The 23,612-nt window shown below is 41.1% G+C and carries 20 protein-coding genes and 1 pseudogene; 20 read left to right on the forward strand and 1 reads right to left on the reverse strand.

The genetic code is table 11. The features are described 5' to 3' along the window. The first annotated feature begins 68 nt into the window (after positions 1 to 68). The 15 genes and pseudogenes from DESGI_RS06925 (at position 69) to DESGI_RS06985 (ending at position 11,804) form a co-directional block, all read left to right on the forward strand. Positions 69 to 1,100, forward strand: a complete 1,032-nt coding sequence (locus tag DESGI_RS06925) for a Fic family protein (RefSeq protein WP_015617934.1) — start codon at positions 69 to 71, stop codon at positions 1,098 to 1,100. A gap of 88 nt (positions 1,101 to 1,188) precedes the next feature. Further along, positions 1,189 to 1,311 (forward strand): topoisomerase C-terminal repeat-containing protein, encoded by a 123-nt coding sequence (locus DESGI_RS25615; protein WP_245561192.1) that lies wholly within the window; start codon positions 1,189 to 1,191, stop codon positions 1,309 to 1,311. A 31-nt stretch (positions 1,312 to 1,342) separates the two neighbouring features. Further along, complete coding sequence (locus DESGI_RS06930) at positions 1,343 to 1,726, forward strand: hypothetical protein (protein ID WP_006522752.1); 384 nt, start codon at positions 1,343 to 1,345, stop codon at positions 1,724 to 1,726. After that, positions 1,716 to 2,024: a hypothetical protein gene (locus DESGI_RS06935; protein ID WP_006522753.1), complete on the forward strand. Its 309-nt coding sequence runs from the start codon at positions 1,716 to 1,718 to the stop codon at positions 2,022 to 2,024. Before DESGI_RS06930 ends, DESGI_RS06935 begins: the two co-directional genes overlap by 11 nt. An 18-nt stretch (positions 2,025 to 2,042) precedes the next feature. Further along, complete coding sequence (locus DESGI_RS24455) at positions 2,043 to 2,225, forward strand: zincin-like metallopeptidase domain-containing protein (protein WP_245561161.1); 183 nt, start codon at positions 2,043 to 2,045, stop codon at positions 2,223 to 2,225. Then, positions 2,164 to 2,772, forward strand: a complete 609-nt coding sequence (gene radC / locus DESGI_RS06940; protein WP_006522754.1) for a RadC family protein — start codon at positions 2,164 to 2,166, stop codon at positions 2,770 to 2,772. The genes DESGI_RS24455 and radC overlap by 62 nt, the downstream gene beginning before the upstream one ends. Positions 2,773 to 2,787: 15 nt before the next feature. Beyond that, entirely contained in the window at positions 2,788 to 3,075 is a 288-nt protein-coding gene (locus DESGI_RS06945) for a hypothetical protein (protein ID WP_006522755.1), read from the forward strand. 425 nt (positions 3,076 to 3,500) lie between these two features. Then, positions 3,501 to 3,803 carry a hypothetical protein gene (locus tag DESGI_RS25620; protein WP_006522756.1) on the forward strand — a complete coding sequence of 101 codons (303 nt, stop codon included), beginning with the start codon at positions 3,501 to 3,503 and terminating at the stop codon, positions 3,801 to 3,803. Between the two features lie 117 nt (positions 3,804 to 3,920). Continuing rightward, on the forward strand, positions 3,921 to 4,367 hold the full coding sequence (locus DESGI_RS25625) for a hypothetical protein (protein ID WP_006522757.1): 447 nt from the start codon (positions 3,921 to 3,923) through the stop codon (positions 4,365 to 4,367). A gap of 662 nt (positions 4,368 to 5,029) precedes the next feature. Next, entirely contained in the window at positions 5,030 to 5,413 is a 384-nt protein-coding gene (locus tag DESGI_RS06955) for a site-specific integrase (RefSeq protein WP_006522758.1), read from the forward strand. Continuing rightward, complete coding sequence (locus DESGI_RS06960) at positions 5,391 to 6,164, forward strand: tyrosine-type recombinase/integrase (protein WP_006522759.1); 774 nt, start codon at positions 5,391 to 5,393, stop codon at positions 6,162 to 6,164. The genes DESGI_RS06955 and DESGI_RS06960 overlap by 23 nt, the downstream gene beginning before the upstream one ends. Positions 6,165 to 7,080: 916 nt before the next feature. After that, positions 7,081 to 7,308 (forward strand): annotated as a pseudogene (locus DESGI_RS25630) (IS66 family transposase); the annotation flags it as partial. 237 nt (positions 7,309 to 7,545) lie between these two features. Next, a complete protein-coding gene (locus DESGI_RS06975; RefSeq protein WP_006522760.1) occupies positions 7,546 to 10,713 on the forward strand; it encodes a helicase-related protein in 3,168 nt (1,055 codons plus the stop codon). A 10-nt stretch (positions 10,714 to 10,723) separates the two neighbouring features. Continuing rightward, the gene (locus DESGI_RS06980) at positions 10,724 to 11,452 is read left to right on the forward strand and encodes a DUF4391 domain-containing protein (protein ID WP_006522761.1); all 729 of its coding nucleotides are present in this window, start codon (positions 10,724 to 10,726) and stop codon (positions 11,450 to 11,452) included. A gap of 13 nt (positions 11,453 to 11,465) precedes the next feature. Next, positions 11,466 to 11,804: a hypothetical protein gene (locus tag DESGI_RS06985; protein ID WP_006522762.1), complete on the forward strand. Its 339-nt coding sequence runs from the start codon at positions 11,466 to 11,468 to the stop codon at positions 11,802 to 11,804. 12 nt (positions 11,805 to 11,816) lie between these two features. Here DESGI_RS06985 and DESGI_RS06990 read toward each other — a convergent pair whose 3' ends face one another. After that, complete coding sequence (locus DESGI_RS06990) at positions 11,817 to 13,334, reverse strand: IS5 family transposase (protein ID WP_006522763.1); 1,518 nt, start codon at positions 13,332 to 13,334, stop codon at positions 11,817 to 11,819. A gap of 153 nt (positions 13,335 to 13,487) precedes the next feature. On the opposite strand from DESGI_RS06990, the gene DESGI_RS06995 reads away from it, so the two are divergent. The 5 genes from DESGI_RS06995 (at position 13,488) to DESGI_RS07015 (ending at position 23,197) form a co-directional block, all read left to right on the forward strand. Further along, on the forward strand, positions 13,488 to 15,110 hold the full coding sequence (locus DESGI_RS06995; RefSeq protein ID WP_157872744.1) for a site-specific DNA-methyltransferase: 1,623 nt from the start codon (positions 13,488 to 13,490) through the stop codon (positions 15,108 to 15,110). A 14-nt stretch (positions 15,111 to 15,124) separates the two neighbouring features. Continuing rightward, positions 15,125 to 18,193, forward strand: coding sequence for a restriction endonuclease (locus tag DESGI_RS07000; RefSeq protein ID WP_006522765.1), 3,069 nt, complete (start codon positions 15,125 to 15,127; stop codon positions 18,191 to 18,193). A gap of 232 nt (positions 18,194 to 18,425) precedes the next feature. Then, on the forward strand, positions 18,426 to 19,367 hold the full coding sequence (locus DESGI_RS07005) for a 3'-5' exoribonuclease YhaM family protein (protein ID WP_006522766.1): 942 nt from the start codon (positions 18,426 to 18,428) through the stop codon (positions 19,365 to 19,367). 166 nt (positions 19,368 to 19,533) lie between these two features. Next, a complete protein-coding gene (locus tag DESGI_RS07010; protein ID WP_281168120.1) occupies positions 19,534 to 21,345 on the forward strand; it encodes an ATP-dependent nuclease in 1,812 nt (603 codons plus the stop codon). Then, positions 21,242 to 23,197, forward strand: a complete 1,956-nt coding sequence (locus DESGI_RS07015; protein ID WP_157872745.1) for an ATP-dependent helicase — start codon at positions 21,242 to 21,244, stop codon at positions 23,195 to 23,197. Before DESGI_RS07010 ends, DESGI_RS07015 begins: the two co-directional genes overlap by 104 nt. Positions 23,198 to 23,612 lie beyond the last annotated feature (415 nt).

The raw sequence follows: 23,612 nt of genomic DNA on the forward strand, positions 1-23,612 counted from the left end.
AATCATGTAAATGGTCATTATGATAATATTAAATACAACATGATTATATTTAAACGGGGTGATGGGCTTTGCGCTCAATAGGAAAATTAGGTCAAATACCCATGCGGATAATCAAGACCATTGCCAAAATAAATGAATACAAAGGCAGACAGGAACTGCACCGGAAACAATCTCCGGAAGTTTTAGAAACATTACAGGAAATTGCAGCTATACAAAGTACGGAGTCTTCCAATCGCATCGAAGGCATAAAGGTATCAAACGAGCAGCTTAAAGAAATAATGAGCCAAAAAACTACCCCACGGGATAGAAGTGCAGCCGAAATATCAGGCTACCGGGATGTACTGGCCACAATACATACATCAGCTCCCCATATACCCGTCAAGCCACAAACTATTTTGCAGCTACACCGGGATATGTATAGATACCTGCCCCGGTCAGGCGGGAGATGGAAGGCTGCTGATAACATAATTGAACAAACCATGCCTGACGGTACCAAGCAGGTCAGGTTTACGCCAGTTAAAGCTTTTCTAGTTCCCCAAGCTATGGAGGAACTTTGCTTTGGCTTTAATACATATCGCAACAGCGAAGAAGTAGATGACCTGTTGCTGATTTTTGCCTTTATACTGGACTTTCTGTGTATTCATCCGTTCACTGACGGCAATGGCCGCATGTCCCGACTGTTGACTTTATTACTTTTATATCAGGCCGGTTTTGAAGTTGGCAGATTTGTCTCATTGGAGCGAATTACCGAAGTTAGTAAAGAAACTTATTATGAAGCGCTATATAAATCCTCCCAAAACTGGCATGACGGTGAACATGATCCCATGCCCTGGATGGAGTACTCATTGGGAGTTTTGCTAGCAGCGTATAAGGAATTTGAAGAACGGGTAAATCTGGCTGAAAACCAGCGGGGGACTAAAACTAACCTGGTCATGGAAACTATCCTGCGTTTTCAAGGAGAATTCTCCATACAAGATATAGAAGCAGCCTGTCCAAACGTAAGCCGGCCGACCATTCACAGGGTACTGGCCGTGTTAAAAAATGAAGGTATGATTGACTGTATAGTGCCCGGCCGACATGCCCGGTGGGTGAGGAAGTAGCAGTTGGCTGTGATAATTTGGCATAAGTTGCAGCGGCTACAAGGAAGGCTGCAAAGTAGTTATCTGGAAAGAGATAGCCGGTAAACGCATTAGCGTTAAGCAGGCTCAACAATTATTAACCAGTGGTAAAACCGCTTTAATTAAGGGTTTTAAATCAAAAGCCGGTAAAAGTTTTAATGCAGTTTTAACGCTTGGCAAGACGGAAAAGTAGAGTTTCAATTCACAGTAAAGGAGTAATCAATATGCCGAGAAAAAATACAATGGAGTTTATCATGCGTTTATTTAAAACAACAAAACGTAAAGTTTGCTTTAGAGACAATATGGACCGCATTGGCAAGCTGTACCTGCCCCTTTCACTACTGGACAAAATGAACATTAGCGATGAAATAATCGTACAGCTGGCACCGAAAAAAAGTGATTTTTCGACCGGCGGGTATGCAACCAGATTTGTATACGAAAAGGAGACAACTAAAAAAATCCGTTTTACCGAGGATATTACGGAAATAGGGGAGCTGGGTATAATCTATATCAGCAAAAGCATCCTGGAAATTATGGGTTTGCAGGATGAAATAGCTGTACGGGTCGTGTCGACAAAAGGGATAGGGGGTGCTGCGGTTGGGTGTTAACCAGATGCGCGGGCCAACTGGCCTCAAATTGCCATTAAACCATAATCGCATAAAAGACTCAATACTCAAATGGGTCAAAAACCATAAAAAAGCTGCGCTATTGCTGGGGAGTTTACCGGTAACAGTGCCGCTTTTTTATTTTGCCGATGTTTGGGCTATAGGCAGCCTGGCCGCCGTGATCCATGACTTACAGGTAACAATACCCGCTTTCAGCCTGTGTAAATATGCTTGTGCACCATTGCTTTGCACTATTGTTTTAAATGACCCTGCTGATACTCGCATGCAGCTTGCTATATAACTGTTAAATCTTTATAAGGTGCCAGAAGAGTATTATAGTACTTTATTTCATGAGCTGGTACACAGCACCGGTCATAAAAAGCGGCTCAATCGTTCAAGCTTTGCAAAAGTGCAAAAGTTTGGCAACAGAGAGGAATTAATTGCGGAGTTTGGGGGATCGAAAAATCTCATTAGCAAGTGTTCTTGTATCTGTTTTAGGTAATGTGCCCAATGAAACCTTAGAGTACCTTTTAGGGCAGGGGATTCGAACACTGGCAGGCATGACAATTGAAGAATATATGAACTTACCGGGGATCGGCAGGGATAAGGCGATACGTTTAGCCGCTGCATTTGAACTGGCTCGCCGCCTGGCTCGGTTTGTGCCAGGGGATAGGCCATGTATAAAATCACCGGAAAACGCTGCTGCACTGGTAATGGAAGAAATGCGGCATCTGGACAGGGAGCACTTTTGTGCTTTACTACTCAACACTAAAAACCAAGTCCTGGCCAAGGAAACGATTTCTATTGGCACGTTAAATTCCTCGCCTATCCACCCGCGAGAGCTGTTTAAAGCGGCTATTCGGCGTAGCGCCGCCGGGGTTATACTTGTACACTGTCACCCCAGCGGTGATTCCACGCCCAGCCGTCAGGATATAGAGGTAACCAAGAGATTGGTTGAAGCAGGTGAAATTGTCGGGATTCAGGTGTTGGATCATTTAGTAATCGGAGATAACAAATTTGTAAGCTTTAAAGCTAGAGGTTTGATGTAAGGAGGGGGTTATGATGTGTTTCATGTAAACGAGAAAATTGCATTTATTGATGTAGATATAACCGTAAGAGTACGGGTGCCCTTCAATGGGGCACCAGACGAAGAAACAGTTTTGAAAGATATTACCGCTGCGGAATGCTCTGATTGCGACGGTGTGGAAATCTACCGTAGAGATTACGATAGGGAATACGGTTTAGAAATAAGCGGAGTAACCGAGTATATGGAATGCCTTGGTATTAAGAATGCGACCGTTGTGGGACGTGGGAAAATAACTATCAATGATATGGGGGTTTGTGTTAAATGACATTAAAAGAAGCTGAAAGCTTTATTAAAGCAGTTTTAGGCAACAGCAACTAAACCGCGAAGCACATGGGGATACAGAAGCAGACGACCAGCGCGAACCGCTAGATTGGGGCATCATAGCCGCCGAGCATATGGGGCACCTTCTTGGTGCCCTACGTACCGGCGACGAGCAGGTTATCGAAAAGGAAATTCTACATGTGGCTGGGCCTCTTTTGGAATGCTGGAATGCCGTCAAAACAAGTGTTAAAGATGTCCGAGTTTATAAGTGTACGCGCTGCGAGGCAACATTCACACTTGCGGCTTCAAATCGCCCTATGGTATGTCCGCTGTGTGAGGCTGAGCTTGAAATGCTTAATTAGTTTGTAAACAGTATGTTTACATGCTTGCATGGGTAAACGTTAGTAAGTTTAAGGGGGTAATGTTTACATGGCGGCGGATGCTACTTTTTCTGTGCGGGTGGATATTGAGACCAAAGATAAGCTGGCTGAGCTAGTTGAACAGTCCAGATTAACAGCCAAGGAATTTTTAAGTAGACTGGTTACTACCTATGAAACTACCCTGGCCCGGGAAAGCATGGCTGAATCAAAGGAGCTTGAAAACCTGCGCCATCACCTGGCCAGGATAGAGGAAATATATATTTCTATCGTTAAGGGTGCCCAGGATCGCCAGGAGGCGGATGCCATTCGGATTAAGCAGGCTTTAGATGATGCCCAGCAGGCCAAGGCTTAGGCCTTAGATGCCCAAGCGCAAGCAGAAAAGGTTAGCCAGGAGGCTAATGAACGAGTAAATAATGTAGAGACCGAAGCTGCACTGGCCCGTGAAAATGCACAAAAAGAAATACAGTCTATGCGCGAAGCTTTGGCTCGGGCGCAGGAGGCTCAGGAGCAATCAACAAAGCTGGCAGTAATTGCGGAAAAAGCTGCTGCCGCAGCGGAAGAACGTGTAAAGGAATTAGAGCAACTGGCTGGTCAGGTACATGAATACCGGCAGCAATCAGAAAAAATGTTAAGTAAGGAAAAAGAGGACCTGATTTATCAATTACGCCAAGCCAAGCAGGAAACTGAAAGAATACAGAAACAGTTAAACGATGATCTAGCCCGTGCAAATGAGAAAGCGGAACTTGCTAAAGAGCGGGCGGTTTTACAAGCACAACGAGAATATATGGATGAAGTAGCCCGGCTCCTCGAAACTATGGCAAAAACCCGTGAGGAATTAGCACAGGTAAGGGAAGAAAAGGCACGATTGGAGATGTTATTAGAAAAAACACAAGTAGTAACGGAGCTTGACGTTTAGGTTTAGGAGGCTGTTGCATTGGCCTGGCTCATGCCGGGCCACCCCTTCAAGGGGAGTGAACCACCGACCATTGGGTCAACGGAGCTATCTTTCACTGTAACAATTAAGAAATGCTTACCTGGTATTTAAGTTACCTGGTCTAAGATTGGCCAGGCATCCCTGCAATGGGCAGGATTCACAGGGCAACGGAGTTGCCATCTTAATGACTCGTAATCACGGAGTGGTTGGTCTTTTAAATAAGGATTAGAGTCATACAAGCAGGCTATGTCCGACGTTTTACGGACGCCCGTATATGCGGGTGCAGCCTGTCGCCACTGACCAACCCGGTAGGGTTGGTTGCCTTCCAGGGGAAGGTTACGTGGCTTAGGGTGCTTAACGAAAGCGAACCTTGACAATACCTTCTGTTTTACCACGACGTGCTTTATCAGGCATGCCGTGGTAGTGCAGAAGGACCGTCGTAAGACGATAATGTTTAACGCCGCTGGCGGCGTATGGATACGGGGCTTGCCCCGTCACAACATGCCTGATAAGGCAGGTTGTGACGGGGTCGGGTTTCGACCACGTTTGGTTTGATTTTCGCGGGTTACCGCGTTTGGTCTCAGTACAAAAAAGGTGTGATGATACTTGAGGCTAGCATTGCTATTGCGAAAAGGGGTGTTCGAATGGGTTTTCCGGCCAGGGCCGGTATTAATATGACCGGTAATGATAAAGTTGATAAGTTAATTAAGCAGTTGGAAAGTATTTTTCATTCCAGCAATGCAGGTTGGAAAAAGTCCCGGAGGGTTAGATTTCATCAATTTAAGTTGTTCTTAAAGTTCGTCGGCACAAAATTTAAATTGGATGATATTGGTTTCATTCGCCCTACACAAGTTAGGGCTTTTGTTGAATGGCGGAGGGAAAATAGAATCAGGGAAAATACAATTCTAACAGATATCTCCACGATTAGATTTTGGCATAAGCAAATACCGCTTAGGCGATACAATTTGCCTTCAAATGAATTAATCCTGGGGGATGGTGATTTACGTGACCGCACATGGAAAAGGTAATGAAAAACATGATGCCGTTCCGGCCGCTTTTAAACCTCTTTGGCAGCAGTTTGAAAAGATATTTAAAAGTGCTATGAAGGATTGTTATTGTTCCAAGGATACGTTATTTAAAAACCGCAGCAGAATGAGGCAGTTTACTGTTTTCTGTGCTAAGGAATATAAGATGAGGAATCTGCGAAATATCAGCGATAAACATATTGATGCATTTGTTAACTATCGACGGCAGTCTGGCAGGACGGAAAAGGTGATAAAAAATGACTTGTCTGCTATCAGGATATTCCATAAGTATATTCCCAACGCCCGGCACCGGATTTCCGGTAATGAAAAGTTTCAGTCTACACCGGATGGGCGATTGGATAGGGCTTGGGAGGAACATGAGTACCGGGCGATGCTGGATAAAGCACAGCAACTGGGACGAACTGATGTTGAAATGGTAATGCGATTGGCCAGGAATAGCGGCCTGCGAATTCACGAATGTTTGCGGATTAATAAAAAGATGGCACAGAAGTTTATTGATTCAGGGGTTATTACTATTAAAGGGAAGGGTGGCAGGGTAAGAGATGTGCCACTACGGGAGGAAGCAAAGCAGGTTTTAATAAACACAATTGCGAATGTTAAAAAAGACACTGACAAGCTGTTTGTTCCCAGGGGAAAGCGACTGATCTTGTTAAAGATTCAATTGAAAATTTTATCAGGGACCATAGGGGTAAATGTCAGGTGTCGGGCGCAAGGGAAAAGGGAACAAATATAACGTTCCATGGGTTAAGGCATACTTACGCCAGAGAAGAATATCGTAAAAGGTTAGAGCATGGAATTTCTAAGATAAAAGCGCAGAAGGAAGTGGCGCTGGTTTTGGGACATGGAAGGCCAAGGGTGGTTAAAATATATCTTGGGTCGGAAACTTGATTTCGATATTATTTTAAAAGTGGGGGCGGAGGTTTAGAAACTGTCGCAAAAGTTTATTTATGGGCAATTATGCCAAGTTTTCTGTAAATAAGAGTATAAAACAAGATAAATATTTAATGTTCGAAATTAAGGTTATAAACCCTTGTGTGACAGGGGTTTATAACGGAAGCGGTCCCCCCGCACGGGGGCGTGGATTGAAAGAGAAACGGGCGAGGTATATACGTTACGTGATGCTAGATAGATTTTTTATTTTATAAAAGGAGAATTGGGACCATTTGGTGAATTAAAGCATTAGCAACTAGGGTATGTCCATATCCTTGTGTAATTGGATTATTTTGATATGATTTTGGTAGGCTTAATATTAGCTCTTACCTTCAAGGAGGATAGGGCAATGCTGGGGAGCAACCCGAGCGCCATGCAGGGTTCTGCCGGAGATGGCTGTGGATATTATTCCCGGCTTTCTTCTTTTTATTGCTAAAAATGCATAAGGGTAACAGCGTTCGGCGTGATAGATCAGATGACGCTTATGATGATTTAAATGTATTAGAATAAGAAGTAATAGATATATTAAATGGTTTTATGTATTGGAATATGCTCATTTACATGGTATGGTTCTAAATTGGTTACTTTATTGCGTGGTTCTGTACTTAGCGGCGGAATGCCACGGTGGTAAAACAAATTTGACGGTGCTACGATATTGGCTTTTCCACTATAGATATAAACTGCTGTTTGAAATACCTCGGACAGTAATAAAATTATTTCTGCTCCTCTTTGATTACCAAAGGATACGGGCAAGCAAACACCCGTACCAGTTCTTGACAGGTTTTAAGGTTTAACTACATGTTGACGGCTACGCCGGCTACAACGGTCTATCGGATGTTACTCTGATTAGCTGCTGGGCACATGCACGATGTTAGTATGATGAAGCAATTAAAGCGCTGCCTAATCGCTATGTGCCGGTGGCAGTAAAAGAAGGGATAGATTTTTGTATGTAACTGTCTTTTGGTCTAAGAAATAAGTACGGTGGACTATATTACAGCTCGAGAAGATGTCGATAGGTGGGGTATCACGAGGAGACGGGTACATATATTATGTGTTCAAGATAGAATTGAAGGTGCACAAAGACTGGGAAATATGTGGGCTATACTTAAAAATGCAGAAAAACCAGTTGACAGGCGAACGCTGAGATATAAAAAGATTTGGAATGGGGTCGGGAGGAACAAGGTATGAATGAGGTCATAAGCTCTAATGAACAGCTTATTGCCAAAATTAACGAAGTTTTAAAAGAAAAAAACGACAGAAATATCGATATCATTAACGATAAATTAACTTTGTCCGTGTTTGGAGAACTTTCCAAAAGCCTCAAGAATGTCAAACGCATCAACTTTATTATTCGCAATATGGCGTATGTCCCCACCGGGCATGAACTCCCCCGCGAATTTGAGATTGAAAACAATTCGACTACTGACCTCTTATTCAATTCCTACGATATTGTTCAGAAAAACAAGCTAAAACATTTTTCCAGAGCCAAATCCATGCATGATTTTATCAAGCAGCATGTCAATGTAAGGAAAGTAAAAGAATCGGACAAGGTTACCGGCAATATCATAATGATTGATGATGAGATTGCGATCCAAGGGACTTCATCACTCGAAATATCAAGAAAGACCAAACGGGGCGAATTGGCACCAATTCATTTTAATTCTCCTGTGACCGAGAAAGTACAGCTTGAACATTTCAAGCGGTTGTTTAACATTATCTGGAACAATAACGATTATACAGAGGATTTCAAAGAACAATTGCTGGAAAGCCTAAGTTATGTGTATAAAGACTATTCCCCTGAATTTATTTATTACTTTACCTTAAAAGAGATTTTTGGCAGTCAGTTGGATAGCGGTGTGGAACGCTTCGAGAAGGATAAAACTGGCTTTAAAAAGTCGGTAATTTGGAATAGCCTGTATGACTTTCAGAAGGACGCTGTCGCTTCCGCCATCCAGAAAATCAATAAGTATAATGGTTGTATCATTGCCGATAGCGTAGGCTTGGGGAAAACATTTGAAGCGTTAGGTGTTATCAAATACTTCGAACTTCGGGAAGATAATGTATTGGTTCTATGTCCTGCCAAGCTCTATGACAATTGGGATTCCTTTAAAAACCCTTATGTCGATAATGCTTTTGTTAAGGATAATTTTAATTATAAAATTCTCTGCCATACGGATTTGACCAGGACAAAGGGGTACTCTCGAAGCGGGATTGACTTGTCCCGGGTAAATTGGAGCAACTTTGACTTGGTAGTTATTGACGAGTCCCATAACTTCCGCAACCGTAACGAAGATCTGGATCATATGAGTCGTTACACAAAATTGATGGACGATATTATTAAAAAAGGACATGGTACCAAGGTCTTGATGTTATCGGCGACGCCCGTTAATAATTCCTTAACGGATCTAAAAAATCAAATCAGTATAATTACGGTCGATCGGGATTTTGCCTTTGAAGAAGTAAATATACCCAGTATTTCAAGCTTGTTGAGAAGGGCACAAAAGGAAATCAATGCTTGGGTGGGCACCGAAGAACGCAATAAGAATGATCTTTTGGACAAGCTTCCCGCCGATTTTTATAAGCTCCTGGAGATGCTGACGATTTCGCGCAGCAGGAAGCATATCACAGGTTACTATGGTAATAGCAACTTTAGTAAATTCCCGGAAAAGTTGCCTCCTGAGACGTATTATCCTGAAATAGATACCGAAGAACGACTACTAAAATTTGATGAAACCAATGAGATATTGGAGTCCTTAAAACTGGCCGTATACTCTCCAATGAAATACATTAAGTCGGAGTATAAGGAATATTACCGCAAAAAATTCCAGACTATCTATGGTGACAGGGTGGTATTTTATCACGAAAATCGTGAACTGATTGCCGCTCGCCTGCATCGCTTTAATTTATTTAAACGTCTGGAAAGCTCAGTTTTTGCTTTCAAAGAAACCATTCGTAGGCTTATTGACCGGATAGATAGTTATATCAATACAATTTCACAGTGTAAATCAGGGGAAGTTGAACTTGAAGGGGAGGAATACATTGAAGACGATACGACGTTGGATTATAAATATGAAATTAAAGTGGAACATCTGATCGCCGGCGATTTTTTAGAAGATTTATATTACGATAAGGAAATTTTAGATACCTTATACAAGAATGTTTTGGAGGTACTTGACGGGAAAAGAGATGCCAAACTAAAGAAGTTAGAAGATATTATCATCGAGAAGATCACCCGGGCCCCTTACAATGCGGGAAATCGTAAAATGCTAATTTTCTCAGCGTTTACCGATACAGCGAATTACTTATACGACTGCATTGGCAAAGAGCTGGCCCAGAATGGGATAAACATAGCATGTATAACCGGGTCGGGTGAGCCCAGAACCACTATGAAGAATGTAAGGTGTGAATATAATACCATACTGCGGCATTTTTCACCGCTTTCTAAAATTGGCGAAGAGCTTCCCAGACAGGAGCAGATTGATGTCGTGATTGCCACAGACTGTATTTCAGAGGGACAAAACTTACAGGATTGCGATACCGTGATCAACTATGACATCCAATGGAATCCAGTTGTCCTTATCCAGCGGTTTGGTCGAATTGATCGTATAGGTAGTAAAAATGAACGGATTGCCATGATTAACTTTTTCCCCAATTTGGCACTTAACGACTATTTACAGCTGGAACAGAGAGTCAAAGGCAAAATGACAGCTGTCAATCTAACGGCAACCGGTGAGGAAGATTTCCTTTCACCCGAGATGAACGATTTTATGTTTCGTAAAAAGCAGCTTGAACGCCTGCAAAATGAGGTTGTAGAAATTGAAGAGTTAAATGATAATATCTCTCTGACAGACCTAAATATGAACGATTATATATATGAGCTATCCTCATATATCAAGGAAAACCCTGAAATTATGCGAATTCCCCGGGGTGTTCACTCGGTTGCCGGTGGGGAAAAGAAAGGCTGCTTATTCTGTTTCAAGCACCAGAATGAAGATGCCAAACCGGCCAGCGAAAGCTCACTTTACCCCTATTACGTTATGTATATCAGTAATAAGGGTGAGATTTATTATGGTAATGCGAATGCCCGTGAAGCTCTTAAGGAATTCAGAAAAATTGCGTATGGCAAGTCAAACCCTGACCCGCAATTGGTTAAGAAGTTTAATAAGAAGACCAAGAATGCCGATGATATGTCTTTTTATTCCCAGCTGCTGAATAAAGCGATAGCGGTCATTCAGGGAGATGAAGATAAAAAAGCAGAACAATCGATATTTGATTTTGGCGGTTATAATAACGACTTTGCCAATTCCAGCACTGATGATTTTGAGCTGATATCTTTCCTGGTTGTGGAATAGGGGGATTACGATGCTATCCATACCAGGCAAATACGAAATAAACAAGGAATTTGCGCTGAAAACCTTTATCTCTGCTGACTTGACACCAAAAGAGAAAAAACGATTCAGGGAAGTTGTGGAAGCAGTGCAGCTTTCTTATCAAATCGCCGGCGAGGATATTCCCTCTCTGGTAAATGAAGAGTATGACTGCCAGGTCATCTTGTTTTTCAGTGTGCAGTTAACGGTGCTCAAAAATGCGATTTTCATTGGCAATATTATACAAAGGCTTGTTAAGCCCTTATGCCTAATTCGGTTTTATGATTATACCAATCATGAAATCTATTGCTTTTGTCATAAACGCTTAAACCTGCAAGACAGAACCCAGATAGTCATAGAAGATACGGTGTATTCTGCACCTGCATCAATGCAGTTTAGAGATGAAATAAATACCTTGATACATGAATACATAGAATTTGACAGAATTCAAAACAGAGGCAACAAACTGGATTTTTACCTTGAAATGATGATCAAAACTTATATCACATCTAATTTAAATTTATGGTCCGGGGTAAGACAATTACTTGTCTCCAGGGTGTGGTATAATCGCCCTGATATGTTAAAACTCTATTCTCAGCTAAAGAGGGTAGCACAGTTAAAAAAAGAACAAAAGTCTGCCAGGACAGTGGCCCAAAACGCACAGATAAATGGGGAATTAAAACGGCTGTATAGTGAGTTTGCCAAATATATTGAGTGCGTTTAGGAGGATGAAGGTAATGGAGTTCAAGAAAATACAAAAGGGGATATTTGACCCGGTAAGTGAAAATGTAAAAAAGCTGGCCGACTTATTTCCGTCCGTTGTTAAAGATGGACAAGTCGATTTTGAGGCTTTAAAAAATGAATTGGGCGAATTCGAAACGGTTAGTGATAAATTATCTGAACGCTATGAGCTTGGGTGGGCTGGGAAAGAGGATGCCAAACGTCTTACTACTGCAGATGTTGTAGGTAGGACGCTTAAATATGTTCCGGAGGATAGTAAAAGTGCAGATATTACCGAGAATCTATATATCGAGGGGGATAATCTTGAAGTTTTGAAGCTATTTCGGGCTTGCTGAACCGAACTTATTTTAATTAAAACAGTATAATAACGGTTCTTGAAAACCCAGATTATACCGAAACAGACGCCGCATAAAAAAGAACAAAAGAACACGGAGCCTACGTTCCAAATTCATTACTAGGAACTGCAGGCAGATCACGCTTTCGGCGGTCTCTTTTAGACGTGCCATAATACGTGCCAATCCATAGCGACGCTTGCCTTCTCCGAATTTCGCTTCTACAGCATTGCGTTCGCTGGCATCTTGCCGTTCTATGCGTCTCTGTTCTCTCTGTAGTACTTTATCAATCAGTGGTCTTCCTAGCCGTGGTCCACTGAGCCGTATGTTATATCTATCGCAGAAGCGCAGGTTTTCCCTATTCCGGTATATTTTGTCTGCCTGAACGGCTTCAGGGTAGTACCCGTACTTTTGGCGGTAATATTCCACCGATTCTTGCAAGGTTACTCCTTCATTGAAGGCATCCCAACTCAGCGTTTCCACGAAGGCGTAGCCATCTACCATACTGATAGCGACTTTCGCGCCGAACTCGACATCAGCCGTGGCCTTACCTCGGACAATGGGACGCACATGCGGCTGGCTGATGCTTACAATGCGATCATTTATCTTGTGTTTGCGGTAGGTATACATATGGAGTTGTTGTTCATAGACCATACGTATGGTGCGCAATGTATCCTGTTGTTTCTGACTCAGACCATGACTATCACCGGCCATAGCTAGTAGGCGGTCTACAGCACTTAGGTTGCGCCTCACATAGCGCAGCTGCTTGCCGATGGCTTTTCGGATAGCTTTTTTACCAGGCTTTCTGTTGTGAACAATGTTAAGGTAGGCTTTACGAGCTATTTGACGATAAGTACGTGGTCTTCTACCTGGCTTACCAAGAGTCTTGTGCACGAGATCGATAATGTTATCCAACTTCTCCCTAGCTTCGTTAAGCAAGGATAAGTCAGTGGGGTAGCGTATGTCTGCCGGGGCGCAGGTGGCATCCAAGATGAGTTTGCCTTTGTTTGCCGGATATACCTCAAAAGAAGAGGCTTTGCTTTTTGGGCTATTTGGTTCTTTCGCGTGCGTTTTTTTGCCACCTGAAGGTGGTTTAGGCTTGTTGTCATCGTCCTTCTTTTGCTCTTCCGCTTTCTTGGCGGCACGACAGATTTCTTCGTTGATATCTTTTAGGGTTTCAGAGCCAAAACGCTTACGAAAGTGGACCATTAGTGAAGAATCAAATGGTGGCCGATCATGGTATTCCCTTAGACCGATGAAGTATTGTAAGTACGGATTCTCAGTGATCTGCTCCACTGTTTCACGGTCACTATAGCCACATTTCTCTTTAATGATTAAGGCACCAAGGGCCATTCTGACGGGTTTAGCCAACTGTCCACGGTTGCTGGGAAAAAGATTGGCATAGCGTTCTTCGATGCTTTCCCAGGGGATAATTTTAGCTAGTTTTACCCAGCGGTTATCAGCTCTTAATTTGCCTTCAAAAGGCAATATAAATTCTTCAAGATAATATTGGTTTTCCACTTTACGGAACATATTTTTTGCCTCCAGGTGCACGGTTTTTGCAATCTTTACCGCATTTTCCATGCATCTTATTTCGACAAATATGCTCCTAAATCCTTGATTTTATTGGGTTTTTGTTTGGTTCAGCAAGTCCTATTTCGGAATAGCTACTATAGCAAAATTAAGATGATATATATTGATCCTCCATATAATACAGGTAATGATTTTATATATAAGGACAATTTTTCAATTAGCCAAGAGGAAAATGCTGTTTTAGAAGGTGACTTAAATCAAGCTGGGGATAGACTGATAGTTAACCAAAAGAGTAATGGTAGGTATCACTCTAATTGGCTTTCAATGATGTATCCAAGGTTAAAAGTTGCAAAAGATTTACTAAGGGAAGATGGAGTTATTTTTATAAGTACTGATGATAATGAAGTAAACAATTTAAGAAAATTATGTGATGAAATTTTTGGACAGGAGAATTTTATAGGCTTATTTATTATTAATTCTTCTCCAAGTGCAATTGATTATGGTCACATAGCCAAGATGCATGATTATGCTCTTTTTTATGCTAAAAATATGCAGGAAACTACAACACAACAGCTACCTGATGAAAATAAGAATTTTAAATACGTTGATGAAATAGGGCCTTTTAATCTCTACCCTCTTTATCATGGCAATGTCGCTTTCAATCCTAAAACTAGACCAAATTTGTTTTATCCATTTTATTTAAATCCTTTTAACAAGGATGATAATGGTTTTTATGAAATAGGCCTTGAAAAAAAAGATGGTTGGGTTGATGTCTATCCTGTTGTTTCAAAAAAAGACAATATTCAGCATGTTTGGAGATGGAGTAAAATTAAAGCTATCCCGGAGCTGAATCGTGAAATCGTTGGTTATAAAACAGCAGAAGGTGAATTTAGAATAGTACAAAAAACGAGGCTTACAGGAAAGGTTATACGTTCCCTGCAAATTGACAAGGAGGTTTCCAGTAGAAGAGGAACTGCAGAAGTTGAAAAGATTTTTGGAAAGAAGTTATTTCCATTTCCAAAACCGATTGAGTTGATTGAGAGATTTATCAGCATTGGCATGGAAGATAATGATATAATTCTTGACTTTTTCGCTGGTTCGGCAACCACAGCTCATGCCGTTATGCAATTAAATGCTAAAGATGGTGGTAACCGCAAGTTTATCATGGTACAACTTCCTGAACCATGTGAAGAAAAAAGCGAAGCGTTTAAAGGTGGTTTTAAAAACATATCTGAAATTGGAAAAGAACGCATTCGCAAGGCTGGTGAAAAAATAAAAAAAGAAAACAAAGATAAAGTAGATAAAGAAAGCATAGAAAACCTTGATGTAGGCTTCAAAGTGTTTAGAACGGCTGATACAAACATCCGCTGGTTTAGCGAAGCCATAAAGTCTGATATATTTGATTATGATCAGACCATGTCAGAAAAAGACAAACTAGATTTTAACCCAGGCTATACCGATATTGATGTAGTTTATGAGATCCTGTTAAGGCATAGAGATATCCCCCTTTCAACAAATGTCGAGAAGCTATCTTCAATCGGAGAACGAACCTACATTTTTGCCGATACGGTTGTCGTATGTCTAGAAGAGAACGTCACAGAAACCATTATTGATAAAATTGCGGCCATTGAACCAATGCCTACAAAGGTTATCTTCCGTGATAGTGCCTTTGAAGATAATATCTCCCTCAAAACCAACAGTATGCTGCGACTTGAAGCCCAGATGAAAAAGAACAGTGGGATTGAGAAGAAAGCCTACAGAGTTGAGTTTATTTAAGGGGGGGTGAAGCTATGTCAAATCGGATTACTTTTCAATTTGATGATAAACTGGATTATCAAGAGAAAGCAATTAACTCGGTTGTCGACCTTTTTAAAGGGGTTAGCCGTCAGGATGAGGGGACAATCTACCGGAATATACATCGGATTAAAATGCTCCATGAAGGTGATCCTGTTCGCAACCCCCAAATTATAAAGGAAGCTAGGCTCTTAAACAACTTGCGTGATGTTCAACTTAAGAATAAGCTCATGCTGGATAATGAACTGAAGGATAGAAATTTTACCATTGAAATGGAAACAGGTACAGGGAAAACTTATGTGTATTTGCGTACCATCCTTGAACTAAATAAGATTTATGGCTTTATAAAGTTTATGATAGTTGTGCCCAGTATTGCAATCAGAAAAGGTGTAGAAAAAAGCATTGATATGTTACAAGAGCATTTCAAGTCTCTTTATGATGGACTTGATATTAAGAATCACGCTTTTGTGTATGATTCAAGCACCCCCAAAAAGATCAGCAGCAGTTTCGTAGAAACCAGAGATTTAAGTATTGTGGTCATGAATATTCAGGCTTTTAACAAAGACACGAACAAAATTCGTCAATCGGATGAATACGGGCAAATTCTCTGGGAGGATATTAAATATATTAGCCCTATCGTAATTATCGACGAACCGCAAAAGATTGAAGGATCGGCCAAGAAAAAAAGTGCATCGCTGGAAGCCATTGAAATGATCAAACCGCTATTTATACTGCGTTATTCGGCAACACATAAACGGCTATTTAACCAGGTGTATAAGTTGGATTCTTATGATGCTTACCAAAATGATTTGGTTAAAAAGATCGAAGTGAAAACTGTTCATGGCACCATACCCAAGGACTACCCTTATGTCCGCTATGTAGAATTTACCAGGGACTTGTATGCCAGGATCGAGATTTTCCACGTAGAGCAGGGTGGGGTTATCCGTTTACGGCAGTTTAAAGTTCGTGGCGGTGATTCCCTATATGAATGCTCAGGTAATCTTGGGCAATACAAAAATATGATTGTGCAGGAAGATCCGCATAAACTGAAAAAACTTAAAATCAGTAATTGGGATGAAATACTGGAACTAACGGTTGGCGAAAGCAATATTAATTTTGGGGAAGAAGAAACAATAAGAATCCAGATTAGACTTGCCATTAAAAACCACCTGGAGAAACAATATAATATACTCAAAAAAGGCTATAAAATTAAGGTATTAACCCTTTTCTTTATCAATGCTGTAAATAAATACCGGGATAGCGGGGCTGCCGATGGACGTGGAGAATATTTAAAGATTTTCGATGAGGAGTACACTAAAATTATTGCTGATCCCAAATGGAATAAAGTATTTAATGAATATCCGGAACTATTTAAACAATACCAGGATGTTCAAAAAGTGCGCGAGGGTTATTTTGCTATAGACAAGCATAAAAAAGCCGTTGAGATTGAAAACTGGGATAGCATTATGGATGAACAGAAGCTCAAAGCCAAATCACAAGAGGATATAGATAGGGGAATTGAACTGATATTGGAGAAAAAGGACGAACTGATCTCCTTTGATGAACCATTGACCTTTATCTTCTCTCATTCCGCCCTTCGTGAAGGTTGGGATAACCCCAATGTATTTACAATGTGTACCCTGAAGAAAAGCGGTTCCGACATTGCTAAAAAACAAGAGATCGGTAGAGGCTTACGCCTTCCTGTTGATATTAACGGGAACCGGATTAAAGACAGTGAAGTTGCCGAATTGACCATTGTCGCCAATGATCATTATGACCATTTTGCGGCGGCGCTGCAGCAGGACTTTAATGATCATTCGGGATTTAATAAAGATGAAGTTACGATTGACGTAATTTATAGCACCCTCACAGAAGCCGGGGTTCCAGAGAATAAGGTGATGGAGGTTGCTGAAGTCTTTAGAAATGAGCTAATTCAATGTAAGATAACCAATAAAGAAGGCCTCTTGACGAAAGAAGCCAAGCAAATCGAGAACATCAACTTTAACAATGAGACGCTTCAAGAGCACAGTAAGATGATTAAAGCAAAGTTTATAGATGCCATGCGCAAGAAAGGCACCAAGAAAATCCCAATTAAAAATGGGGATGAAGAACCTGTTGTAAACGGTAAGAACAGCTATATTTCGGAAGAATACTTTAAAAAACTCTTAAAAGAATTAAGCGCAAGAATGTCCAAACGTACTATGTACCAAGTGAATATTGATAGTGCTGCATTTATAAAAGCGTGTGTTCTTGAGCTAAATGAAAAACTCAAATACAGGAACATTAAGCATGAGTATGTAATTGAGTCGGGTAAAGCCGATTTTGACGAATTAAGGAAGTTCAAAATGTCTGAGGCCTCGGCACAAAAAATGTTTGAAGAACTGGAGGGTATGGATACCCGGAAGAGTGAATTCGAGATTATCAATTACATCATGTACCACACCATGCTGCCCCGCCTGGCTATTTATAAGATTATTTCAGGTCTCGAGAAAAAGAATTTGCTTCAAAACCAGGATATCCTTGACCAGGTGACTCAAGGAATAAAAGCCAAACATACAGAATTTATGGCTGACGGCGATATTAAATATGAAGTTATTGATGGTTATGTTTTTGAAGAATCAACCATATTTGAAACAGAACAGATTGACAGGGCAATGCTTGATGATGTATCAAATCTCGTCTTTAAAACTAATGCTAACAATCGTAGGGCAGTTAATATGTATTATAAGTTTGATAGCAAAGGTGAACTGGAGTTTGCTAAGAGGCTTGAGTCTGACGAGGAGGTACTTCTTTATACCAAACTCAAAAAAGGCGGATTTGTCATAGATACACCCTACGGAGCATATTCCCCTGACTGGGCAGTAATTCGCAAGGGAAGCGAAGGTATCGCCAGACTATTCTTCATTGTTGAAACAAAGATCGACAAGGACGAAAAGGATCTAAGCGGAGTCGAAAAAACAAAGATAAAATGTGGAAAGCTTCATTTTAAAGCAGTTGCTGATGACGTAGAATTTAAGCAGGCGAGAAACTACGATGATTTTTTAGAGAAAATTGGGGCTAAATAACATAGCACCGCCGCTAGTGTTTGCAATACGTTTTAATCTAGGACGTGTTGAAACGGGTTTTATTTCTCTCAATAGCCCCGTGGCACACTTTTATAAGCAACCCATTCCTCTTTAGGTGCTCTTACTACTTTACTAACTCCACTAGCTGCAAAAGATTTGGAATACGATGTGTCCCAATAGATTAAAAATTGTAAACCCTTAACCATGTGGAGATGTTACAGGAGAGTGAAAATTGAAGCTAAAAGATTATTCAATTGGACAATTGTTTAGTGGTTACCTTGCCGTTAAGCTATGTAATATTCGCCAAACAAATCAAAACCCACCAAAAGATTATCTCGACTTACGCCTGACTGATGGTGACACCGAAATTGTAGCCCGGGTTTGGGATCACTCTGGACAAGCTCCAACTGAAAATTCGGTCATATTTGTATCTGCTAATCTAACCCAATTTAGGGGTGAGAATCAACTTAATATATCTGAGTGGCGTCAGGTCAGCCAGGAGGAATATAATCCACGTGATTTTCTTCCGGTATGCCCATATGACACTAATATCCTTATGAGGCAGTTGGAAAACTATATCCTGCAAGTGAAAGATATTGGCCTTGCCCAAATGATAAGGTCAATTTTTTCTAAGTACTATAATAAATTTATTGAAGCCCCTGCTGCGATAAGTCACCATCATGCTTATATTGGTGGGCTAATTGAACACACCTGTGGTGTAGCCGACCAGTGTCTACGCTTGGCCACGCCCGGAACAGATAAGGACATACTGTTGACTGGAGCCATTCTTCACGACGTTGCAAAAATCTTTGATTATGATTGGTCAGGTTGTGTTATGACCATGACTGATACCGGCCAGTTGCTTGGGCATATTACTCAGGGTATGATGCTTATAAAAAGTCATGCACCCAACTGCCCGGATATATCAACTAAAAAGCTAAATCACCTACTTCACTTGATCGCATCTCATCACGGCAAATTGGAATGGGGCAGTCCTGTTGAACCGTGCACATTGGAAGCGGTTTTATTGCATAACGCTGACGTGCTGGATGTACAACTGTGGAAACTTAATCATGCACGGGATCAGGTCTCAGAAGGGGAGAAGTGGACAGCTATTATTAAAGGGTTAAATAGGCGGTTTTGGGTTGGGTCAGGTGAAAGTGATGCAAAATAATAAGCCATTCGAGATTTAAGATAATATGAACATGACCATATATAATAATGAATTGCTCTTATTATTATCGCTTATAACGGGTAACACAGGTAAGAATAGGTAGTTTTTGTTCGTACAAAAATAAAAGAAATTGCTTATATTTTAAAGGATGTGAGAAAAAATTAAAATCAACCGGGTTCAAATAAAGAATTTCCGTAATTTTAAAAATCTTGACGTTACACTTGGAGAACATGCAGTTATTGTTGGAGAAAATACCATCGGTAAAAGCAATTTCTTATATGCATTGCGGTTAGTTCTTGACCCATCGTTGCCTGATACTGCACGTCATCTGCAGGAATCGGATTTTTGGGATGGCCTTCCTCGTCCTTTGAAAAAAACTGCTATGATTAGCATATCAATTGACCTGGTAGACTTTGAAGATAATGAAGATTTAATGGCTATATTGGCGGAGCACCTCGTAGACCCGGAACCTATGACTGCACGTTTTACCTATGTATTTCAGCCTTTAGCGACACTTTCAGGTTCGCCAAGCTCTGACGCAGATTATGAATTTATTATTTATGGCGGCGATCGAGCTGAAAACAGGGTTGGTTACGATGTCAGGCGTAGGATTCCAGTAAATGTTCTTTCTGCTCTCCGTGACGCTGAGGGAGATCTGTCAAGCTGGAGACGTTCACCTTTAAGACCTTTACTGGATGAGGCGGCCAGGGAAATAGACCGTGAAGAACTTAATAACATTGCCTCGGAAGTGGCTGATGCTTCAGCAGAATTACTGAAGAATAATGAAATCAGTGAGTTGGCAGAACAAATAAATAATAGACTTTCAGATATGGTTGGTAAGTTCAACAGTTTAAACACCATACTTGGTTTTACTGCAACGGATCCTTATAGACTTATAAGGGAAATACGCCTTTTTATTGATGGAGGGAAAAGGGGCGTCGGTGAGGCTAGTCTTGGTTCGTCAAATTTGCTTTACCTAGCTCTTAAGTCACTGGAACTGGAACAACTCGTTGAACAGGGAAGTAGGGATCATACATTCCTTGGCATTGAGGAGCCCGAGGCCCATTTGCACCCCCACTTACAAAGGCTTGTTTACCGCGATTTTTTGAGACCTCGAAGCCACCGAGAAGGAGAGGACGGTCGCTCTGAAATCAAGCACAAACACCAAACCATACTCTTAACTACCCATTCACCTCACATTGTTAGTGTATCCCCACTGCATTCAATTATCCTCCTTCGCCGGTCATCATCCGAAAATACTACAGAGGCAGTATCTACTACTCAAGTAATCCTTGACGAGAAGGAAATAGCAGATCTTGAACGCTATATTGATGTAACACGAGGTGAAATGCTTTTTGCTAAAGGTGTAATTCTTGTTGAGGGAGATGCGGAAGAATATCTTGTTCCAGTTTTGGGTAAACGTCTTGGCTATAACTTTGACGAACTGGGGATAACGGTTTGCTCAGTATCCGGCACCAATTTTGCCCCCTACGTTAAATTACTTGGGGAAAGCGGCTTGAGAATACCCTTTGCCGTGTTAACCGACCTTGACCCACAATCAGATGGCAGATACCTTGGTCATTCCCGGGTAACAAGTTTGCTAAAAGAAATTATGGACGAAGGGGAATACCAAAAAGCGGAAGATGAGGGTAAATTACTTGATTTGGCTCCTAATTACGGTATTTTTCTTAACAACTATACGTTGGAGATAGACCTGTTTAAATATAAGCGCCATAAAAGTATGTGCAGTACTTTAATTGAACTAACAGAAAATAATGCGGCCAAAGAACGGGCAAGAGTTTGGAGAGAAGCCCCTGAAAAACTTGATGAAACCAAGTTTTTAAAAGATATAGGTGCAATAGGTAAAGGCCGGTTTGCCCAACGTCTGGCCACAAAAATTGCCAATTACAAAGCAACCATATGTCCGCCGTACATTAAGGAGGCCATTAAGTATGTCGCCGGCAAATGTTCTAAATAAACCAACATACTTGGTTGTAGCCGAAGATTTGAGAGGGAATCCCGGCCAGAGAAAAGCTTACGAATCTCAAAAAAATTGTGTAATACTTGCCGGTCCCGGGAGTGGTAAAACAAAAATTATAACAATTAAAGTAGCTAGGATTTTAAACGAGGACATTCGCCTGCCCCGTGGTATTGCATGCATTACATATAATGCAGAATGTGCTAGAGAGTTAAAACGCCGGCTTGATGAGTTAGGAGTTGTCGAGAATTCACATATTTTTATCGGCACAGTACATTCCTTTTGTTTAAAAAATATTATCCTGCCTTACGGAAAAATTGCTGGTTTGGAATTACCCGAACCTCTGTCCGTAGCTATTCCAAAAGAACAAGACCGTCTAATGGAAATGGCACTTTTACAGGAAAAGGGTGATGAAGAGCTTAGGCGTTGGAAAATCCGTTTAGCTCGCTACAGGCGTACTTATCTTGACCGTGACTCCCTGGAATGGAAAAATACCGATGAAGATGCTGCCCAGGTAATTGAAGCATATGAAGCTAAATTACGAAAAAATGGTTTTATAGATTTTGATGATATGATGCTTTTGGGACTTCAATTAGTGGAAAAGCATGAATGGATAAGAAAACTAATTAAAGCTCGATTTCCTGTTCTAGTTGTAGACGAATATCAGGATCTCGGAGTCCCTCTTCATAGGATGGTTCTTAGTCTATGTTTTAAGGCCGGAGTCAGGCTGATTGCTGTTGGTGACCCTGATCAGTCAATATACGGGTTTACGGGAGCAAAACCGGAGTTGCTTGAAAAACTGGCTGAAATGGAAGGGATAGAACAAGTAAGGCTTAGACTTAATTACCGTTGTGGGGAGACTATAGTTAAGGCTTCTCAGATTACGCTTGGTGAAAAAAGGGGTTATGATGCTCGCCCTGGGGCTCATAAAGGCACTATTGATATTCATGAATGTCCGGGGGGCCTTGAGCACCAGGCAGAAACAATATGCAATAAAATTATACCCAATGTTATAAAAAGAAGACGTTGCAACCTCGGTGACATAGCTGTGTTATATTTAGATAAAAACATGGGAGACGTGATAGCAGAGAAGGTAAATGCAGCTGGCTTGCCCTTTATTAGGATAGATCAAAATGCCCCCTATCAAAAAACCCCCTTAATTCGGTGGCTGGAAGATTGTGCGTTATGGTGTAGCGGTGGGTGGAAAGAAGGTAAGCCGCGTCTTTCTGCCCTTATACAGACATGGCTTGCGTTTAACAGAAACGACTGTGATAATGATATGTTATTAACGTATAAGCGAGGACTTATACGGTTTTTGTGGGCTAACCGACGTCCGGAGATGATGTTGCATAATTGGCTCTCGGCTTTTCAATCGTCCTGCTTAAAAGAAATGTTCAGCCAACAGAAAATAATGAGGGACGAAAAAGAAGCTTTTGAACGTTTAATCGGTGCTTGTGCCAAGGGCGGTAGAATCGAAAATTTCATAGTTGCTGCGTTTGCAGGGCAAGGAGGGTCGCCGGAACACCTAAATCTTCTCACTCTACACAGTTCGAAGGGCTCAGAATTTGACGTTGTAGTGATTATGGGAATGGACCAAGGCCTGATACCAAGGTATGGATCTGGGGAGGGAGAAAAAAGAGAACAAAGACGCCTGTTTTACGTTGGGCTGACCCGATCTCGGAATGAGGTTCATTTAACATACTCTGGATGGACAAAAAATAAGTACGGGCGAAAATTTAATAATGGTCCTTCGGAATTTTTAATTGAACTCCGGGATAGTGTTTTAAATGATGACGAGGGCTGTTCTATGGCAAAAAGTACATCTAATGCCATTTTAGGGGGCGTTCTGTAAAAATCAAGTGCCATATTTGTAATTATGCATAATACATAAAGTCATTTAGATAATTTTACGTTTTTACTTCTTGGTAGCTGGGGGTAAAAAGAACAGAATTGCCTTCGGACGATTAAAAAATAAACCGGGGATGGAAGATTTGTTTTATCTATCCCCGGTTTTTCCTGTATAAGACAAATTACCACACCACATTCTGGACAGATAGTTTCAGGCATTATCCCCGGTCCTTCATCCATGCAAATTCATCAATTACCCAACTAGAATCCAGTTCAGTATGCTCGACAACGATATTTGTGATGATTTGATTGACAGAATTGACTTTTAGCTTGCGAAAGGGACTTTTGCTCTGCCTACTTTTTCTTTCTTTTCGTTGTGGTAATACCCAGCATCAGCTGCAGTGTGAAGTACCATCAGA

Source organism: Desulfoscipio gibsoniae DSM 7213 (genome assembly GCF_000233715.2).
In the GTDB taxonomy this organism is placed as follows: Bacteria; Bacillota; Desulfotomaculia; order Desulfotomaculales; family Desulfallaceae; genus Sporotomaculum; species Sporotomaculum gibsoniae.